This window comes from Collinsella aerofaciens, from assembly GCF_902501475.1.
GTDB classification, from domain to species: domain Bacteria; phylum Actinomycetota; class Coriobacteriia; order Coriobacteriales; family Coriobacteriaceae; genus Collinsella; species Collinsella aerofaciens_AL.
This window is the reverse complement of sequence record NZ_CABWIF010000033.1, coordinates 98,852-116,694: the sequence shown is the minus strand read 5'-3', so window position 1 is coordinate 116,694 and position 17,843 is coordinate 98,852. Positions and strand designations below refer to the sequence as shown.

The 17,843-nt window shown below is 61.8% G+C and carries 18 protein-coding genes; 17 read left to right on the top strand and 1 reads right to left on the bottom strand.

Features of this window, described 5'->3' with window-relative positions; genetic code table 11:
• Positions 1-8 precede the first annotated feature (8 nt).
• The 8 genes from GDJ93_RS06990 to rsfS all read left to right on the top strand — a co-directional run bounded on the left by GDJ93_RS06990 (position 9) and on the right by rsfS (position 6,764).
• A complete protein-coding gene (locus GDJ93_RS06990; RefSeq protein WP_152068244.1) occupies positions 9-1,886 on the top strand; it encodes a TIGR03960 family B12-binding radical SAM protein in 1,878 nt (625 codons plus the stop codon).
• Complete coding sequence (locus tag GDJ93_RS06985; RefSeq protein WP_006236073.1) at positions 1,883-2,695, top strand: TIGR03936 family radical SAM-associated protein; 813 nt, start codon at positions 1,883-1,885, stop codon at positions 2,693-2,695. Before GDJ93_RS06990 ends, GDJ93_RS06985 begins: the two co-directional genes overlap by 4 nt.
• A gap of 67 nt (positions 2,696-2,762) precedes the next feature.
• Positions 2,763-3,137, top strand: coding sequence for a 50S ribosomal protein L21 (gene rplU, locus GDJ93_RS06980; protein ID WP_152068243.1), 375 nt, complete (start codon positions 2,763-2,765; stop codon positions 3,135-3,137).
• A gap of 33 nt (positions 3,138-3,170) precedes the next feature.
• Positions 3,171-3,428 (top strand): 50S ribosomal protein L27, encoded by a 258-nt coding sequence (rpmA, locus tag GDJ93_RS06975; protein ID WP_006236075.1) that lies wholly within the window; start codon positions 3,171-3,173, stop codon positions 3,426-3,428.
• 84 nt (positions 3,429-3,512) lie between these two features.
• The gene (obgE, locus tag GDJ93_RS06970; RefSeq protein ID WP_193221478.1) at positions 3,513-4,979 is read left to right on the top strand and encodes a GTPase ObgE; all 1,467 of its coding nucleotides are present in this window, start codon (positions 3,513-3,515) and stop codon (positions 4,977-4,979) included.
• Between the two features lie 3 nt (positions 4,980-4,982).
• On the top strand, positions 4,983-5,660 hold the full coding sequence (nadD, locus tag GDJ93_RS06965) for a nicotinate-nucleotide adenylyltransferase (RefSeq protein ID WP_152068241.1): 678 nt from the start codon (positions 4,983-4,985) through the stop codon (positions 5,658-5,660).
• Between the two features lie 87 nt (positions 5,661-5,747).
• Positions 5,748-6,281, top strand: coding sequence for a bis(5'-nucleosyl)-tetraphosphatase (symmetrical) YqeK (yqeK, locus tag GDJ93_RS06960; protein ID WP_193221482.1), 534 nt, complete (start codon positions 5,748-5,750; stop codon positions 6,279-6,281).
• A 27-nt stretch (positions 6,282-6,308) separates the two neighbouring features.
• Positions 6,309-6,764, top strand: a complete 456-nt coding sequence (rsfS, locus tag GDJ93_RS06955) for a ribosome silencing factor (protein WP_035138582.1) — start codon at positions 6,309-6,311, stop codon at positions 6,762-6,764.
• 96 nt (positions 6,765-6,860) lie between these two features.
• Here rsfS and dinB read toward each other — a convergent pair whose 3' ends face one another.
• On the bottom strand, positions 6,861-8,114 hold the full coding sequence (gene dinB / locus GDJ93_RS06950) for a DNA polymerase IV (RefSeq protein ID WP_193221477.1): 1,254 nt from the start codon (positions 8,112-8,114) through the stop codon (positions 6,861-6,863).
• 201 nt (positions 8,115-8,315) lie between these two features.
• On the opposite strand from dinB, the gene rpsP reads away from it, so the two are divergent.
• The 9 genes from rpsP to ppdK all read left to right on the top strand — a co-directional run bounded on the left by rpsP (position 8,316) and on the right by ppdK (position 17,778).
• Complete coding sequence (gene rpsP, locus GDJ93_RS06945; protein ID WP_022094749.1) at positions 8,316-8,657, top strand: 30S ribosomal protein S16; 342 nt, start codon at positions 8,316-8,318, stop codon at positions 8,655-8,657.
• Positions 8,658-8,699: 42 nt separating this feature from the next.
• On the top strand, positions 8,700-8,945 hold the full coding sequence (locus GDJ93_RS06940; protein WP_171021534.1) for a KH domain-containing protein: 246 nt from the start codon (positions 8,700-8,702) through the stop codon (positions 8,943-8,945).
• A 34-nt stretch (positions 8,946-8,979) separates the two neighbouring features.
• Positions 8,980-9,471, top strand: a complete 492-nt coding sequence (rimM, locus tag GDJ93_RS06935) for a ribosome maturation factor RimM (RefSeq protein WP_226812527.1) — start codon at positions 8,980-8,982, stop codon at positions 9,469-9,471.
• 10 nt (positions 9,472-9,481) lie between these two features.
• On the top strand, positions 9,482-10,240 hold the full coding sequence (trmD, locus tag GDJ93_RS06930; RefSeq protein WP_152068238.1) for a tRNA (guanosine(37)-N1)-methyltransferase TrmD: 759 nt from the start codon (positions 9,482-9,484) through the stop codon (positions 10,238-10,240).
• A gap of 2 nt (positions 10,241-10,242) precedes the next feature.
• Positions 10,243-10,806, top strand: coding sequence for a signal peptidase I (gene lepB, locus GDJ93_RS06925; protein WP_035138578.1), 564 nt, complete (start codon positions 10,243-10,245; stop codon positions 10,804-10,806).
• A gap of 59 nt (positions 10,807-10,865) precedes the next feature.
• Positions 10,866-11,777 (top strand): glycine--tRNA ligase subunit alpha, encoded by a 912-nt coding sequence (locus tag GDJ93_RS06920; RefSeq protein ID WP_006236091.1) that lies wholly within the window; start codon positions 10,866-10,868, stop codon positions 11,775-11,777.
• Positions 11,778-11,780: 3 nt separating this feature from the next.
• A complete protein-coding gene (gene glyS / locus GDJ93_RS06915; RefSeq protein ID WP_152068237.1) occupies positions 11,781-13,877 on the top strand; it encodes a glycine--tRNA ligase subunit beta in 2,097 nt (698 codons plus the stop codon).
• A 34-nt stretch (positions 13,878-13,911) separates the two neighbouring features.
• Positions 13,912-14,778 carry a pyruvate, water dikinase regulatory protein gene (locus tag GDJ93_RS06910; protein WP_152068236.1) on the top strand — a complete coding sequence of 289 codons (867 nt, stop codon included), beginning with the start codon at positions 13,912-13,914 and terminating at the stop codon, positions 14,776-14,778.
• A 249-nt stretch (positions 14,779-15,027) separates the two neighbouring features.
• Entirely contained in the window at positions 15,028-17,778 is a 2,751-nt protein-coding gene (gene ppdK, locus GDJ93_RS06905) for a pyruvate, phosphate dikinase (RefSeq protein ID WP_152068235.1), read from the top strand.
• Positions 17,779-17,843: the final 65 nt, after the last annotated feature.

Here is a 17,843-nt window from a genome sequence, read left to right as displayed (position 1 = left end):
GTTTTCCGTTGCGCGTTGCATACCAAGACTGTTTTCATTTAATTGAGCCGCTGCTCGCCAAGGTCGAGAAGCCGAGCCGCTATATCGATCACGAGTGGGGTACGCTTTCCAAGGCCGATGCCGACTACCGTTGCTGCCTGATCTACCCGGATGTGTACGAGGTTGGTCTGCCCAACCAGGGCATCGCCATCCTCTACAACATCCTTAACCAGGCCGAGGGCATCTCCTGCGAGCGCGGCTATGTGCCGTGGCCAGATATGGGTGACGCCATGCGCGAGGCGGGCATTCCGCTGCTCTCGCTCGAGGGTGCAGCGCCGGTCGCTTCGTTTGATATCGTCGGTCTGCATGTGCCGCACGAGATGGCGGTGACGAACTTCCTCGAGGCTCTCGACCTCGCTGGCATTCCGCTGTTGGCGACCGACCGAGGTGAAGACGACCCCATTATCATCGCCGGCGGTCCCTCGGTGTACAACCCCGAGCCGTACGCGGCCTTCTTCGATGTTATCCTCATCGGCGAGGGCGAGGAATCGCTGCTCGAGACCTGCCAGTTGCATCGCCGTCTGCGTGACGAAGGAGTCCCGCGCGCGCAGATTGTTGAGCAGCTTGCATCCATTGCCGGCAACTACGTGCCGTCGCTCTATGAGGTTTGTCACGACGAGCCCTGCTCGCCGCATGGCTACACCGTGCCGCGTGAGGGCAAGGATGCGCCGACCGTGGTCTACAAGCGCGTCGTCGAGGATTTCGGCGCCACGAATCCGCTGTCGCAGTCGTGCGTGCCCTATGCGCAGCTGGTCCACGACCGCCTGTCTATCGAGATCCTGCGCGGCTGCGCCCGCGGCTGTCGTTTTTGCCAGGCCGGCATGACGTATCGCCCGGTGCGTGAGCGCTCGGCCGACCAGATCGTCTCGTCGGTGATTCAGGGTCTGGAAAAGACCGGCTATGACGAGGTGTCGCTGACCTCGCTCTCCACGACCGACCACTCCTGCATTCGCGACGTGCTCGGCAGGCTCAACCGTCGCCTGGAGGATACGGGTATTCGCGTGTCTATTCCGTCGCAGCGCCTGGATTCGTTTGGCGTGGATATGGCCGAGTCGGTCGCCGGCGAAAAGAAGGGCGGACTGACGTTCGCGCCCGAGGCCGGCAGCCAGCGCATGCGCGACATCATTAACAAGAACGTGACCGAGGAGGACCTGGACCGTGCGGCCAAGGCGGCCTTCGAGGCCGGTTGGAACCGCATGAAGCTCTACTTTATGATGGGCCTTCCCGGCGAGCGCGACGAGGACATCGTGGCCATCGCCAATCTGGCCGATCACGTGCTGGAGCTCGGTCGTTCCGTGGTGCCCAAGGCTCGTCGCGGCTCGATCTCGGTGTCGATCTCGGTTTCGGTCTTTATCCCCAAGGCTGCCACGCCGTTCCAGTGGTGCCCGCAGCTCGACTACGACGACGTCAAGCGTCGCCAGAAGCTGCTTATCACGAGCGTTCGCAACCGTGCCGTCCGCGTGCATTACCACGATGCCGAGACCTCGCTCATCGAGGCCGCGCTTTCCCGCGCCGGTCGCGACATGACGCCCGTCATCATCGATGCTTGGCGCTCGGGCTCTCGCTTTGACGCCTGGGTAGAGCATTTCTCTCTCGATAACTGGAAGGAAGCTGCTGCCAAAAACGGCATCGACCTCAATGAACTCGTGCACCTGCCCTACGAGTTGGACTGGCGCCTGCCGTGGGAGCACGTGAGCCCCGGCTGCACGCGCGGCTTCCTCGAGCGCGAGTACCGTCGCTCGCTCGAGGGCGTCACGACTCCCGACTGCACCCGCACGTCGTGCACCGGCTGCGGGATCTGCCCTACGCTCCACGCCAAGAATGTATTGATGGGTGATCGCGCATGAGTGAGCGCCTGACCGACAACCCCTCGCTCTTTAGACTTCGTGTTCGCTATGGCAAGCGCGATCGCCTTAAGTACCTGGGCCATCTCGAAGTAATCCATACCATTGAGCGCATCGTGCGCCGTGCGGGACTTCCCTATGCCGTCACGCAGGGCTTCTCTCCGCACATGCGCGTGGGCTTTTCTTCGGCGCTACCGGTGGGTACGTCGTCGACCTGCGAGTGGTATGACCTGTTTATGACCGAGTTCGTGGCGCTCGACGAGGCGTTTGGGCGCCTGGCTGCGGCGTCTCCGGCCGATCTGGCGCCCATCGAGGCGGCGTACATCGACGTGCGCACGCCGGCGTTGACGGCGCAGCTCACGCGCCTGTCGTATCGCATCGACCTGCACTTGGATCCCGAGGCGCCCGTAAGCGCCGACGAGGTGCGTCGTGCGATCGACACGCTGCGCGCGGACCATGGCATCGACTACGCGCGCGGAAAAAAGAGCAAGCGCTTGGATTTGGATCACACGCTCGTGGGCTATGAGCTCACGGCGGGGGAGCGCCCGGACCATTTGGTGCTCATGCTCGACACCCATGCCGACAACGAGGGCTCCATGCGTCCGGAAATTTTGCTTTCTGCTGCTGATGTTTTGTTGCAGGGCTTGACCCCGGGCGTGGATGCACCTATTGTTTCCACCGGTATGCAAGACCTCGTGACCATCTGCTCCTACGATGTCGAGCGTCAGAATCAAGCATGCGAGGACGACGAGGGCCGACTCGTCAGCCCCATACCTGTGCGAACTTGTGGATTTGCTCCACATACTCGTTGACGGGGTTATTTTCGCCTGCTACTATATTCGGCTGTTGCACTAACTGATGCATGAAGGGCAAGTAAACATGTACGCAATCGTTAACACGGGCGGCAAGCAGTACAAGGTCGCCACCGACGATGTCATCACCGTCGAGAAGATCGAGGGCAATGAGGGCGACAAGGTCACCCTGCCGGTTATCTTCCTCAACGATGGTAAGAAGATCGTCACCGATCCCGACAAGCTGGCCAAGGCCAAGGTTACCGCTCAGATCGTTGAGCAGTTCAAGGGCGAGAAGCAGCTGGTCTTCAAGTTCCACAAGCGTAAGCGCTATCGTCGTCTGAAGGGTCACCGTCAGCAGCTCACCAAGCTGAAGATCGTGAAGGTCCAGGCTACCTCCCGCGCCAAGAAGGCTGTCAAGGCAGAGGCTGAGGCTGTTGCCGAGGCTTCCGTCGCCGAGTAGATTACACTCGTAACGAAAGAGTAGGTATACACAATGGCACACAAAAAAGGACTCGGTTCCTCCCGTAATGGCCGTGACTCCCGCGGTCAGCGCCTTGGCACGAAGCGCTATGCCGGCCAGACGGTAACCACGGGCACGATTCTCGTCCGTCAGCACGGCACGCACATCCACCCGGGTGAGAACGTTGGCCGTGGTAAGGACGACACGCTGTTCGCGCTGGTCGACGGTACCGTTGAGTTCCACAAGGGTATCAAGCACAGGGTCAGCGTACGCCCGCTCGCGAACGCGTAATTCACCCTTCATAGAGCACATATGTGGGAGGCACTTGAGTTTTAGGATTCAAGGGTCTCCCTCTTTTTGTAGGAGGCGATTCTGTTGTCACAGTTCACCGATATCAGCCGCATTAACGTGTGCGGCGGCGACGGCGGAGCCGGATGCATGTCGTTTAGGCGCGAGGCATTTGTCCCCAAGGGCGGCCCCGATGGCGGCGACGGCGGTCGTGGCGGCAATGTCGTCATCCAGGCCGATGCCCAGCTGTCTTCGCTGATCGATTACCGCTTTAAGCATCACTTCCGCGCCGAGCGCGGCACACACGGGCAGGGTGCCCGTCGTAACGGTAAGAGCGGCGAGGACCTGATTCTCAAGGTCCCTATGGGTACCGTGGTGCGCGAGCTCGACCCCGAGACGCAGACCCCGATGTTCGATATTGCCGACCTCGTTCACGATGGCGAGCGCGTTGTCGTGGCGCCCGGCGGTGCCGGCGGCCTTGGCAATACGCACTTTGTGACGTCGGTGCGCCGCGCGCCCGCGTTCGCTCAGCTGGGCGAGCCGGCCGAGGAACACTGGATCGAGCTCGAGATGAAGCTTATGGCCGATGCCGCGCTCGTGGGCTTCCCCTCGGTGGGTAAGTCATCGCTCATCGCGCGCATGAGTGCCGCCCGTCCCAAGATCGCCGACTATCCGTTTACAACGCTCGTGCCGAACCTCGGCATGGTGCGTGCCGGCGAATATTCTTACGTCGTTGCCGACGTCCCCGGTCTTATCGAGGGCGCGAGCGAGGGCAAGGGCCTGGGTCACCAGTTCCTGCGTCACATTGAGCGTACGGCCCTGATCATGCACGTCGTCGACATGACGGGTGGTTTTGAGGATCGCGATCCGGTCGAGGATTACCACATCATTAACCGTGAGCTCGAGCAGTATGGCGCCGAGCTTTCGGAGCGTCCGCAGATCGTCGTCGCTAACAAGTGCGATGCGCCGGGCACGGCTGACAAGATTGCCGACCTTAAGCGTGCGGCGCTCGACGATGGCCATATGTTCTTTGCCGTGTCTGCTGTTACGGGCGCCGGCCTCAACACGCTGATGCTTGCCGTGGGCGAGCAGGTGGCTAAGCTTCGCGCCGAGCTGGCGGTTGCTGATGAGCCGGTCGATCTGCGCGACGAGGAGTGGGAGCGCCGCCGTCTGCAGCGCGAGAAGCGTTTCCGCATTGTCCAGGAAGAGCCCGGTGCCTTCCGCGTGGTCGGTCGTGCCATCGAGCGCATGGTCATTCAGACCGACTGGGAAAATGAGGAAGCCGTCATTTACCTGCAGCATAAGTTTGCGCGTATGGGTGTTGACGACGCGCTCGAGAAGGCCGGTTGCCGTGCGGGCGACGAGGTCCGCATTTGCCAGCGCGCCTTTGACTTTGAGGGCGCCGAGGACTTCTCGGAGTACGAGGAGCTCGAGGATGCTGGCGAGGACGTTGCCGTTGGGGCCATTGACGTGACCGATGCTGCGGATGAGGGCGTCGAGGTTGTCGACGCGGTGGATGCCGCGGACGATGCCGAGACCTCGGAGGGCGAGTAAGCCATGTCGCTGCGCGGTGGAATCGGTCTGCCCGAGCTTCCTCTAGAGGACGGGCAGGAGTTTAGGCTCGGCATTATGGGTGGCACCTTTGATCCCATCCATTACGGGCACTTGGTGACCGCCGAGCAGGCGCGCGAGTCGCTCGACTTGGACGCTGTGCTCTTTATGCCGGCGGGCTCTCCTGCCTTTAAGCTTGACAAGCCGGTGACGCCTGCCGAGGACCGTTATGCCATGACGGTCCTCGCCACCGCCGCGAACCCGGCCTTTTTGGCGAGCCGGTTCGAGATCGACCGCCCGGGCGTAACCTATACGGCCGATACGCTTCATGCCCTTCGCGATTTTTACCCGCCGCAGGTAAAGCTCTACTTTATTACGGGCGCCGACGCGATTATCGATATTGTGACTTGGCATGATGCCGAACGAATCGCTGAGCTTGCTACCTTTATTGCGGCGACGCGACCGGGCTTTGATATCGATACGGCGCGTGCCCGAATCAAAGAGTCGGGGCTGCCGTTCGACGTGCGCTATATTCAGATTCCGGCGCTGGCGATCAGCTCGACGAACATTCGTAAGCGAGTTGCCCGCGGCATGAGCGTGCGCTATCTTACGAGCGAGTCTGTGCTCGGCTACATTCGCAAGCGCGGTTTGTATGTCGATCTGGTTCAAGAAGATTTTGAGTGATGGGGGTCTACGTTGTCGGTAGAGGATCAGTTTGAGGGCGATGAGCGCGCGCTGCTCAAGCGCATTCAAGAGCTGCTCGATGTTCGCATGAAGGATAAGCGCAAGCGCTATGTGCATTCGCTGGGTGTTGCCGAGACCGCACTTCATCTGGCCGAGGTCTACGGCGTCGACCGCTTTGATGCCGCTGCCGCCGGCTTGATCCACGACTGGGACAAGGTGCTTTCCGATGACGAGCTGGTCACGCGCGCTCTGCATTACGGCATTAAGATTGCCGGCTCTCCTTCCGCTGCGACGCCGCTTTTGCATGGCCCTGTGGCCGCCTATGAGCTTCCGCAGCTTTTCCCCGAGTTGTCGCCGGCCGTTTTCCAGGCTGTCGACCGTCACACCGTGGGTGCCTGCGACATGACGCCGCTCGATATGGTGGTCTTTGTGGCCGATGCCATCGAGCCCAACCGCCACGGCGACTATGCGCATGCGCTGCGCAAGATGGTGGGGGAGTCGACGCTCGATGAGTTGTTCTTCTCCTGTTTTGCGCAGGGTCTGGTCTATGTGATCCAGTCCGGGCGCTATCTTTATCCCACGGCTATTACGATTTACAACCATTACGCCCAGCTGCGCTAGCTCGGGCTGTCTAGAAAGAGGTATTCCATGGCCGACGAGACCATGACCGATGAGCAGATTCTTGAAGGTGTGGAGCACAAGAGCTTCGTCGCCACGTCCGACCGCACTGCCGCCTCGCTGTCCGCGAGCGGTGTCGCCGCCGAGGATGTCGCCCGCGCCGCCGCGCAGGCCGCCTACGACAAGAAGGGCGAGGACGTTCAGGTGCTCGACCTGACCGAGCTTTCCGACGTATGCGACTACTTTGTGCTTGCCACCGGTACCAACAACCGCCAGGTCGATTCTATCGTCGACGAGATCGAGGAGAAGGTCGCCGAGGCTTGCGGCGAGCACCCGTTCTCCATCGAGGGTCGCGAGCAGAAGACCTGGATGCTCATGGACTACGGTTCGGTTGTCGTCCACGTCTTCACTCCCGAAGCCCGCGACTTCTACCGCCTCGAGAAACTCTGGGGAGACGCCCCCCAGCTCCCCCTCAACCTCCTCTAGTAGCTCATTTGAGACGGGGTTTAGCTATCCTCACTCATATCGCCGGGCAGTTGCGGTTTTCCGCACCTGCTCGGCTTTCTTTTTGCCCAAGGGCGGTTAATCATTGAAGCGGTATTGGCGGCCGAAGGAAAGGGCGGTGTCACCGAATTTGTCTCGGACGGCGTCGATGGCGACGGAGAGGTCGCGTCGGTCGCTGGATTGGGCTCCGCGGTCATCGATCTCGCAGAACAGGTCGGTCTGGATGCCGCCTTGGTGGTCGAAGTCGCTCATGCCGATGCCCGCTAAGCGAACATGCATGCCTTCCTGCCAGATATTGTCGAGCAGCTCGAGCGCAACCGCCACGAAGATGTTCTCATCGTCGGTCGGATGAGGCAGCCGGCGCTGTGCCGTACGCCCGCTGCCATACGAATACTTAAGCTTGAGCGTTACCGTGGCACCCGTCAGCCCCTGACGGCGCAGGCGGCGTCCCACTGACTCGCCCAGCAGCGCAATCGCCGCCTCAATATCCCCACGCTCAGTTAAATCTTTAGCAAAGGTGCGTTCATTGCTGACCGACTTGACCTCGCGCTCCTCATCGAGACTCGTGACTTCGGAGATTTCGAGTCCCAGCGCACGCTGGCGCATGCGTTCGCCGTTGACGCCAAAAATAGAGGCCAAGGTGGATTCCGGTGCACGTGACAGCTCGCCGAGGGTGTAGATGCGCATGCGGCGCAGTCGCTCCTCGGCCGAGCGCCCGATGCCGCTCATGGCAGATACCGGCAGCGCGGCCAAAAAGCGCTGCTCGGTTCCGGGGCGCACGATGGTCAGCCCAAACGGCTTATCCCGCTCGCTTGCGATCTTTGCGACCGTCTTGTTACAGCCCACGCCAATGGAACAGGTCACTCCCAGCGCTGCCACGCGGTCGCTTATATGCCGCGCAACCAGTAGCGGGTCTTCGGGCGCAAAGCGACCCGGCGTGATATCGATAAAGGCTTCGTCGATGGATACGCGCTCAACGCGCGGCGTCTCGTCGGCGAGAATCGCCATGACCTGCGCGCTCACCTCGCGGTAGCGATCAAAGTGCGCGTGCGTCCAAATGGCTTGCGGGCACAAGCGCCGCGCCTCGGCCGAGGCCATGGCAGAGTGCACGCCAAAGCGACGTGCCTCATACGAACACGTGGACACGACGCCACGCGAATCGGCGTCTCCGCCCACGATGAGCGGCTTTCCGCGCCATTCGGGATGATCGAGCATTTCCACGCTCGCAAAAAACGCATCAAGGTCCATCAGGCCCACCGCCGGACCCGTCCAGGGAGGCGGCGTGACGCCCATGGCATCCTCATAACCGTATGTATGTTCGCGTCTTTCCATGTCATGAGTATACCGCGCAGCTCATGTGGGGTGCGTGTATGTGCTTGCAAATCCCGAATTCTTGTCTAAGATATGGATTTGCCCTCGACTACACCGAAGAAGTTGGTCTCACGGACTTCACCTGCCCGCGTCGATGGCGTATTATGTTCAACTGTTTGTTTGTAGTTGCAGCCTAAAGCTGCTTGGTTGGAGGAGTTTCCTTTGGCAGTCAAGATTCGCCTTGCTCGTCACGGCGCTAAGAAGCGTCCGTACTACCGTGTCGTCGTCGCCGATTCCCGCGCCCCGCGTGACGGTCGTATCATCGAGGAGGTTGGCCGCTACAACCCGATGACCGCCCCCAAGACCATCAACCTCGACCTCGAGAAGATCGCCGACTGGCAGTCCAAGGGCGCTCAGCTCACCGACGCCGTCGCCGCTCTGGTCAAGGCCGCCAACGAGGGCGAGAAGACTGAGACCGTCGTCAAGAAGTCCAAGAAGCAGCTCGCCAAAGAGGCCGAGGCCGCTAAGGCTGCCGCTGAGGCCGCTGAGGGTGCCGAGGAGTAAATCGTGCCTGAGGTTGACGCTGCACAGCTCGAGGGTGAGGCAATGCTCTCAGATCGCATCGCCGATCTCGTCGAATATCTCGTTGTTCAGATCGTCGACGACCCGGATTCCGTGAGCCTTGAGGTCATCGATGGTGACGACGCCTCTACGATTGAGGTTTCGGTCGCCGAGGATGATGTCGCTAAGGTCATCGGCCGTCGTGGCCGTACCATCAAGGCCATTCGCACGCTCGCCCGTGCACTGGCCGCTCGCCTCGACACTGCTGTCGAGGTAGAGGTTCTGGGCTAGGACCTTGAGGTCCCAGTACAAAAACATCGCCCGTGTGGTCAAGCCGCACGGAAGGAAGGGGGAGGTCCTCGCGCAGCCGCTGCGGGGGCTTCCTTCTGTATTAGAGCCGGGTATGCGCGTCGCCCTGACGCCGCCGGCGCTCAAGCGCGACCGCTTTTGCACGGTCGTGTCCGTCACCGATACGGGCGATGGCGATCTGGTCTCGTTTGAGGGCATTGACGACTTGACGGCCGCCGAGGGCATCACGGGATGCTACGTGCTGGCAAATCGTGACGACTTTGAGCTCGATTCGCTCGACGCTGCCTATACCGACCTGATGGGTCGCGAGGTGGTCGACGAGCGCTTCGGTTCGCTCGGTACGATCGTCGAGATCATGTCGACGCCCGCCAACGATGTTTGGGTTGTCGAGGGTGATCGGTACGGCGAGGTGCTGATTCCCGTGATCGAGCAGGTCGTGCTCGATCTTCCCGACACAGGAACAATTTCCGTCCACGTTATGGACGGCCTGATCGATATGGACAAGTAGGGAGGACAACATGCTGATCGAGACCCTTTCGGTCTTTCCCGAGATGTTTGAGCCCGTCATGTCCACATCGATCTTGGGCCGCGCCCGCAAGGCCGGCCTTTTTGATTTTAAGGCGTATGACCTGCGCGACTGGACGCACGACCGCCATCGTACCGTCGATGACGAGCCGTACGGCGGCGGGCAGGGCATGCTCATGAAGGTCGAGCCTATTGCCGAGGCCATCGAGGCCATCAGCTCCGAGGGTCCCAAGCCCACCGTAGTGTTCTTCACCCCCTGTGGCGAGCCCTTTACGCAGCATGTGGCCGAGCGCCTGCTCAAAAGTGAGCGCCTGCTGTTTGTGTGCAGCCGCTACGAGGGCGTCGACGAGCGCGCGTATGCGTATGCCGATGAGCGTCTGTCGATCGGCGACTATGTGCTCACGGGCGGCGAGCTTCCCGCTATGGTCGTTGCCGATGCCGTCGTACGCCTGATTCCCGGCGCCCTGGGCGACGAGATGAGCAACGTCGACGAGTCGTTCTCGACCGCCGAGGACGGAGGGCTGCTCGAGTACGCGCAGTACACCCGCCCCGCCGAGTTCAACGGCGAGGGCGTGCCGCCGGTGCTTGTGAGCGGCGATCACGCCAAGGTCGATGCCTGGCGTCGCAAGAACGCCATCGAGCGCACCTGCCGCTGGCGTCCCGATCTGATCGAGACGGCGCGCCTTACGCCCGAGGAGCGTGCGTACGCGCAGGAGATTTTGGACGCTTCGTATTCGCAGAGCGAGGAGTGAGAATGGTTCCATCGCAGCATTCCGCGTTGAGGGGCGCTTTTGAGTGGATCGCGGTCATCGCGATCGCACTGGTCGCCACCTTTTTGATTCGCTCGTTTGTGGTCGAGCCCTTTGTGGTGCCCACCGGCTCCATGGAGTCCACGATCGAGATTGGCGACCAGATCCTGGCACAAAAGGTGAGCCTCGAGCTCGGTCAGCCCGTCAAGCAGGGCGATATCGTGGTGTTCCACAACCCCGATGGCACCTCCGAGCATGATGTTCTTGTCAAGCGTGTTATTGCCACGGCCGGCCAGACGGTCGACCTGCAGGATGGCAAGGTGGTCGTTGACGGCCAAGCGCTCGACGAGGACTATACGACGGGCATGAGCTGGCCACTTTCGGTCCAAGCGCCCGGTGCTCAGGTAAGCTATCCCTACACCGTTCCCGACGGGTGCGTGTGGGTGATGGGCGACAACCGCGAAAACTCTGCCGACTCACGCTACTTTGGTCCCGTCGATCGCTCTGATTTGATCGCCGTGGCACTCGTGCGCTACTGGCCGCTCAACCGCATCGGCGCTATCGACTAAAAACCGCTATAGTACAGTACCTAACCGTGTAATCGTTTCGACGAGGGGATATTAGAGGCATGAACGCTTCATCGCTTTCCTTCCAAGACATCATCCTGCGCCTCCAGCAGTACTGGGGCGAGCAGGGCTGCGTCATTATGCAGCCCTATGACTCCGAGGTCGGTGCCGGTACCTTCCATACCGCGACCACGCTGCGCTCGCTCGGTCCCGCCGAGTGGCGCACCTGCTATGCGCAGCCTTGCCGCCGTCCCGCCGACGGCCGCTACGGCGAGAACCCCAACCGCATGCAGCACTACTATCAGTTCCAGGTGCTCATCAAGCCCTCTCCGGTCAACGCCCAGGAGCTTTACCTGGGGTCTCTTGCCGCTATCGGTCTGGACCCCAACGACCATGACGTCCGCTTTGTCGAGGACGACTGGGAGAGCCCGACGCTCGGCGCCTGGGGCCTTGGCTGGGAGGTCTGGCTCAACGGCATGGAAGTCACGCAGTTTACGTACTTCCAGCAGGTGGGCGGTATCGAGGTCGACCCCGTTCCTGTCGAGATCACCTATGGCCTGGAACGCATCGCCATGTACGCCCAGGGCGTCAACTCGGTCTACGACCTGGTGTGGAGCTACCTGCCCGACGGTACGCCCATGACCTATGGCGACGTGTTCCTCGAGAACGAGCGCGAGTTCAGTGCCTACAACTTTGAGGTCGCCAACGTCGAGATGATGCGTCAGAAGTTTGACGACTACGAGGCCGAGTGCCATTCCTGTCTGGAGCGCAAGCTGCCGCTGCCGGCATATGACTGCGTCATGAAGTGCAGCCACGCTTTCAACCTGCTCGATGCCCGCGGCGCTCTGTCCGCAGTCGAGCGTGCCAACTACATCCTGCGCGTCCGCGCCGTCGCCAAGGCGTGCTGCGAGGCCTACATGGCCGAGGTCGCCGGAGTCAACGAGAATGCCGACCAGGAAGGCGAGGTGGCGTAAGCCATGGCAGACGCTAAGGATTTCCTGTTTGAGATCGGTACGGAGGAAATGCCCTCTGCACCGCTGAACAATGCCGTCAAGCAGCTTGGCACCATGATCGCCAAGGGTCTCGACGAGGCCGGTCTGGCCCACGGCGAGGTCCGCGTGATCTCGAGCCCGCGCCGCCTGGCTGCACTCGTTGCCGATGTCGCCACCGCGACCGACGAGGTTCACGAGGTCAAGCGTGGCCCCGCGGCCAACATTGCCTTCGACGCTGACGGTAACGCCACCAAGGCCGCCCAAGGCTTCGCCCGCAAGTGCGGTGTGGCTGCCGAGGACCTGGTCCGTCGCGAGGACACTGACGGTCGCGAGTATGTGTTCGCCGAGAAGAACATTCCCTCCGCACCGGCTACCCCGATCCTGACGGCCCTGTGCGAGAAGACCATCGCCGGCCTGCAGTGGCCCAACTACCGCTCCCAGCGCTGGGGTCACGAGCATGCTACCTTTGTTCGTCCGGTCCGTTGGATTTGCTGCCTTCTGGGCGAGGATGTTGTGCCCGTGTCGTTTGCCGACGTGACGAGTGGCAACACCACGCGTGGTCATCGCGCACTTGGCCCCGGTGACCATGTGGTCGCCAGCCCCGCCGTCTACGAGCAAGTGCTCGAGGACGCCGGCGTGCTCTCTGCCGAGCGTCGTCGTGAGGCCATCCTCGCCGGTATCGCCGAGGTCGAGGCTGCCCGTCCCGGCTGCCATGTCGATACGCCCAAGAAGGTCTTCGAGGAGGTCATTAACCTCTGCGAGTGGCCGACGGTGCTCGTCGGTACCTTCGATGAGGAGTTCCTCAAGGTCCCGCACGAGATTATCTGCGAGTCCATGCTCACCAACCAGCGCTACTTCCCGATCTATGACGGCGAGGGCAAGCTCACGCGTGAGTTCGTGGTCGTCTCCAACAGCAAGCCCGAGAACGCCGAGCGCGTGATCGACGGCAACGAGCGCGTTGTGCGTGCCCGTCTGGACGATGCCAAGTTCTTCTACGAGGAGGACCTGAAGATCTCCCTCGACGAGTTCCGCGAGCGTCTGGCCAAGGTTGCCTTCCAGGAGAAGCTCGGTAGCGTGCTCGCCAAGTCCGAGCGCATCGAGCAGCTCGCGCTCGCTATTGCCCGTGAGGCACACCTGGGTGCTCACCTGGCAGCCGATGCCGCTCGCGCCGCGCACCTGTGCAAGGCCGACCTGGTATCCAACGCCGTCGTCGAGTTCACGAGCCAGCAGGGCGTGATGGGCGGTTATTACGCGACCGCGATGGGGGAGAACGACGAGGTCGCTCATGCTATTCGCGATCACTATCGTCCTCGCTTTGCCGGTGACGAGCTGCCCGAGGGCACCGCTGGCTGCATCGTGGCCTGCGCCGATAAGCTCGATACCATCGCCGGTATCTTTGCCATCGGCGAGCCCCCGACTGGCTCTTCGGACCCCTACGCGCTGCGTCGTGCCGCTATCGGCATCATCAACATCCTGCGCGACCGCTTGCCGATCGACCCCACGTCGCTCATCGACTTCGCCCTCGAGCTCTATAGCGAGCAGGGTATTGAGTTCGACGCCGCCAAGGTCGCCCAGCAGGTTCGCGACTTCTTCCATGGCCGCCTGGTGAGCATGGCCCGCGACGAAAAGATCCCGGCCGATACCGTTGCCGCCGTCTCCGCGGTGCACATCATCGCCCCGTCCGTCTTCTTCGCCCGCTGCGCCGCCCTCGACGAGGCCCGCAAGAACGACGCCGAGACGTTCGACAACCTTGCGACCGCCTATGCCCGCGCCGCACACATCTCCAAGCCCGAGCTGGGTGCGGAGTACGACCGCGGCCTGATGGGCGAGGCCGAGCTCGCGCTTGCCGATGCCTCCGAGGCTGCTCAGACCGCTGTCGATGCCGCCCTTGCTGCCGAGGATTACCCGGCCGCATTTGCCGCCCTTGCCGCCCTGCGCGCGCCCATCGACCGTTTCTTCGACGAGGTTATGGTCATGGACAAGGACGAGCAGCTCCGCGATAATCGCCTTAAGCTGCTCAACCGCTTCGAGGCCGTTTTCTCCGGCATCGCCAACATCGGTGAGCTTGCCCGCAAAAAGTAAGCTAGCCTGCGCATAAGCGCAAAAGGAGCCCCGCATGGATTGCCCGGTCACCGCTCGTCCCACCGTTATCGTTATCTCCGATTCACTCGGCGATACCGCTTGTGAGGTGGTGCTTGCGGCGTCCGGGCAATTTGATGAAGGGGCTTTTCGTCTCTTGCGCCTGCCCAAGGTGAACTCTGTGGAGCAGGTTAAATCGTTTGTGGGCCCGCGCGTTGATGCGGACCATCGCGATATTGCCGTGTTCCATACCATTGTCGACCCGGCGCTACGTGCTCGTGTGCTCGATTACCTTGGTATGTTGCATATTCGCTCGGTCGACCTGATTGGCCCGACGCTCGCCGTGCTGTCGTCGCTTATCGGTGTGTCGCCCAAGGGCGTCGCGGGCGTGATTCACAGGACCGATGACCGCTATTTCCATCGTATCGAGGCCATGGAGTATTTTGTTGAGCACGATGATGGGCGCGGTTGCGACGATCTGTCAGGTGCCGATATCGTGCTGCTGGGCGTATCGCGCACATCCAAGACGCCGCTGTCGATGTATCTGGCCTATCAAGGTTACAAGGTTGCCAATGTTCCGTTGGCCCATGGCATGGAGCCGCCAAAGTCGATTTACGAGGTTGACCCGATGCGCCTGTTCGGCTTGATTTCGACCGTCGATGTGATTTCCGAAATTCGCGATAGCCGCTTGGGCAATGACTACGCTCGTGCCGTTGCCGGCTCCTATGCCGAGCCCGAGAGCGTGCACAGCGAGCTCGAGGAAGCCCGTGCGCTCATGAAGCGCCTAGGCTGCTTTGTGGTACGTACCGACGGCAAGGCCATCGAGGAGAGCGCCTCCGAGATCATCAGCCACTTGGAGGAAATCCAAGAAGCCCGTGCCCGCCGCGCCGCCCGTCGAACCTAATAGTAGCAGCATTTTGATAAAGCGATTTAGCAAAAATATCGCATCTGACCTGCACTTTCTTACAGTGATATCTTCATAAGGTAACCACCTTTACCTACCGTTTACCGCCAGTTTTAGCACGTTTACCAAACCGCGCACCCTCTGCTTAAGCCTGCTCAAAACCCGCCGTATAGTTCCCTCACGGCCCGCATCTGACGGGTCGATTCGTTACCACGGTCGTGCGCGTAAGCGCATGGAAGGGGAAGTATCGTGAGCGATTGCAAGAGGGTTTACCGTTTTGGAACCGACGCCCAGGGCACCTGTGTCACCGAGGGCGACAAGTCCATGAACTTCGTGCTTGGCGGCAAGGGCGCTAACCTTGCCGAGATGAGCCGTATCGGCCTGCCGGTTCCCGGTGGCTTTACCATTACCTGCCAGACTTGCGTCGAGTACTTCGGTGCCGGCAACGTGTGGCCCGAGGGCGCACTCGATGAGATCGTTGCCGCCGAGGCAGACCTCGAGGTCCGCTGCGGCAAAAAGCTCGGCGACGCCTCCGATCCGCTGCTCGTGTCGGTTCGCTCGGGCGCTCCGTTCTCCATGCCCGGTATGATGGACACGGTCCTCAACTTGGGCCTCAATGACGATTCCGTCCAGGGCCTCATCGCGCAGACGCAGAACCCGCGTTTTGCCTGGGATAGCTACCGCCGCTTTATCCAGATGTTTTCCAATGTCGTCATGGGCGTTGATGCCGACCTGTTCGAGAACGCCCTGACCCAGGCCCGTCTGGTCGCCGGCGTTCGCGTCGATTCCGAGCTTTCGGCCGAGGACCTGCAGGAACTCGTCGAGACCTTTAAGGGCATCTTCTCCGAGAACGTCGATGCCTCCCTGTATCCCGAGCTCGAGGTCGCTGACGGCAAGCCCGTTTTCCCGCACGACCCGGAGCTTCAGCTACGCCTTGCAATCCAGGCCGTCTTTGGCAGCTGGATGAACGAGCGTGCCTGCATCTACCGCAAGCAGCATGGCATTTCCGACGACCTCGGCACCGCCGTCAACGTGCAGGCCATGGCCTTTGGCAACAAGGGCGAGACCTCTGCGACGGGCGTCGCCTTTACGCGTAATCCGGCCGACGGCACCAAGGAGTTCTACGGTGACTTTTTGGTTAATGCCCAGGGCGAGGACGTCGTCGCCGGTATCCGCAACACCGAACCCATCGCCGACCTCAAGACCACCCCGGGCCTCGAGTCCGCAGGTGAGGGGCTCGAGCGCGTGTTCCTGACGCTCGAGGATCATTACCGCGATATGTGCGATATCGAGTTCACCATCGAGCAGGGCAAGCTCTGGATGCTCCAGACCCGCGTGGGCAAGCGCACCGCCACCGCCGCCCTGCGCATCGCTATCGAAATGGTCGAGGAAGACCTGATCACCCGCGAAGAGGCCGTGAGCCGCATCGATCCCGCGCAGCTCGACCAGCTCCTGCACCCGCAGTTCGACGCCTCCAAGATGTACGAGGCTCTGGCCAGCGGTCTGAACGCCAGCCCTGGTGCCGCTGTGGGCGAGGTCGTGTTCTCGAGCGACGATGCCGTCGCGCGCGCCAACGAGGGTCACAAGGTCATTCTGGTTCGTTGGGAGACCAACCCCGACGACCTGAAGGGCATGGTCGCCGCCGAGGGCATCCTGACCAGCCACGGTGGCAAGACGAGCCATGCCGCCGTTATCGCCCGCGGCATAGGTACGCCCTGCGTCTGCGGCGTTGAGCGCTTCCACATCGACGCCGCCGAGAAGGTCGTGCGCATCGAGGGCAGCGACCGCGTACTGCACGAGGGCGATGTCATCTCCATCGACGGCACCCAGGGCATCGTCGTCGACGGTCCCGTCGACCTGGTCTCCGCCGAGCTTACCGGCGACCTGGACACCATCCTGTCCTGGGCCGACGAGATTCGCCTGGACGAGACCTGTGGCCATGCCAACCATGTGCGCGTCAACGCCGACAACCCCGAGGATGCTGCACTCGCACTCGAGTTTGGCGCCGAGGCTATTGGCCTGTGCCGCACCGAGCACATGTTCCTGGGCGATCGCAAGAACATCATCCAGAGCTTTATCCTTTCTGACGATGAGGCCGTGAAGCAGCAGGCCCTGGCCGACCTGCTCAAGGTTCAGACCGAGGACTTCCTGGCGATGTTTAAGACCATGTCCGGTCGCGATGTGGTCGTTCGCCTGCTCGATCCGCCGCTTCATGAGTTCCTGGATAATCCTCGCGAGCTTGAGGTCGCCATCACCAAGAAGGAAGCCGCTGGCGCCAGCGAGGAAGAGCTTGCCGTCCTGCGCGCCCGCCTGCGTCGTATCGACGGCATGGTCGAGTCCAACCCGATGCTCGGCCTGCGCGGTGTGCGCCTGTCCGTCGTCTTTAGCGATCTGCCGCTCATGCAGGTTCGCGCCGTCGCCACGGCTGCTGCCCGCCTCATCAAGGAAGGCGTCGACCCGCGCCCCGAGATCATGGTTCCGCTCGTTTCCATCACGGCCGAGCATGTCCAGACGCGCGAGGTCATCGAGCGTGTCATCGCCGAGGTATCCGCCGAGGAGGGCGTCGAGCTCAACATTCCCGTGGGCACGATGCTCGAGCTGCCGCGTGCCTGCATGGTTGCCGACGAGATCGCCCATCATGCCGACTTCTTCTGCTTTGGCACCAACGACCTCACGCAGACGACCTTCGGCTTCTCCCGCGACGACGCCGAGGCCAAGTTCATCCCGCTGTACATGCACAAGAAGATCTTGAAGAACAACCCCTTCGAGACCATCGACTCGGCGGTACTCGAGCTGGTGCGCATGGCCGTCGAGAAGGGTCGCGCCACCAATCCCGACATGCACTTTGGCGTGTGCGGCGAGCACGGCGGCGACCCCAAGTCCATCAAGGGCCTGTTTAACGTGGCCGACGTGGATTACGTGTCCTGCTCGCCCTATCGCGTACCCCTCGCACGTCTTGCGGCCGCCCAGGCCAAGCTCGAGGCCAAGCGTTCCGCCTAACGTTTTGGGCGTAGACGCCTAGTGTAGCCCCCCCTTCATGCCGCCCGTCTCATTTGTGAGACGGG

Bases quoted from the DNA above. Each gene is read 5' to 3' on its own strand.
- rpmA (WP_006236075.1), top strand. From the start codon at position 3,171: ATGGCACACAAAAAAGGACTCGGTTCCTCCCGTAATGGCCGTGACTCC.
- GDJ93_RS06910 (WP_152068236.1), top strand. From the start codon at position 13,912: ATGGATTGCCCGGTCACCGCTCGTCCCACCGTTATCGTTATCTCCGAT.
- trmD (WP_152068238.1), top strand. From the start codon at position 9,482: ATGCTGATCGAGACCCTTTCGGTCTTTCCCGAGATGTTTGAGCCCGTC.
- GDJ93_RS06920 (WP_006236091.1), top strand. From the start codon at position 10,866: ATGAACGCTTCATCGCTTTCCTTCCAAGACATCATCCTGCGCCTCCAG.
- lepB (WP_035138578.1), top strand. From the start codon at position 10,243: ATGGTTCCATCGCAGCATTCCGCGTTGAGGGGCGCTTTTGAGTGGATC.
- nadD (WP_152068241.1), top strand. From the start codon at position 4,983: ATGTCGCTGCGCGGTGGAATCGGTCTGCCCGAGCTTCCTCTAGAGGAC.
- rplU (WP_152068243.1), top strand. From the start codon at position 2,763: ATGTACGCAATCGTTAACACGGGCGGCAAGCAGTACAAGGTCGCCACC.
- GDJ93_RS06940 (WP_171021534.1), top strand. From the start codon at position 8,700: ATGCTCTCAGATCGCATCGCCGATCTCGTCGAATATCTCGTTGTTCAG.
- GDJ93_RS06985 (WP_006236073.1), top strand. From the start codon at position 1,883: ATGAGTGAGCGCCTGACCGACAACCCCTCGCTCTTTAGACTTCGTGTT.
- yqeK (WP_193221482.1), top strand. From the start codon at position 5,748: ATGAAGGATAAGCGCAAGCGCTATGTGCATTCGCTGGGTGTTGCCGAG.
- glyS (WP_152068237.1), top strand. From the start codon at position 11,781: ATGGCAGACGCTAAGGATTTCCTGTTTGAGATCGGTACGGAGGAAATG.
- rsfS (WP_035138582.1), top strand. From the start codon at position 6,309: ATGGCCGACGAGACCATGACCGATGAGCAGATTCTTGAAGGTGTGGAG.
- dinB (WP_193221477.1), bottom strand. From the start codon at position 8,114: ATGGAAAGACGCGAACATACATACGGTTATGAGGATGCCATGGGCGTC.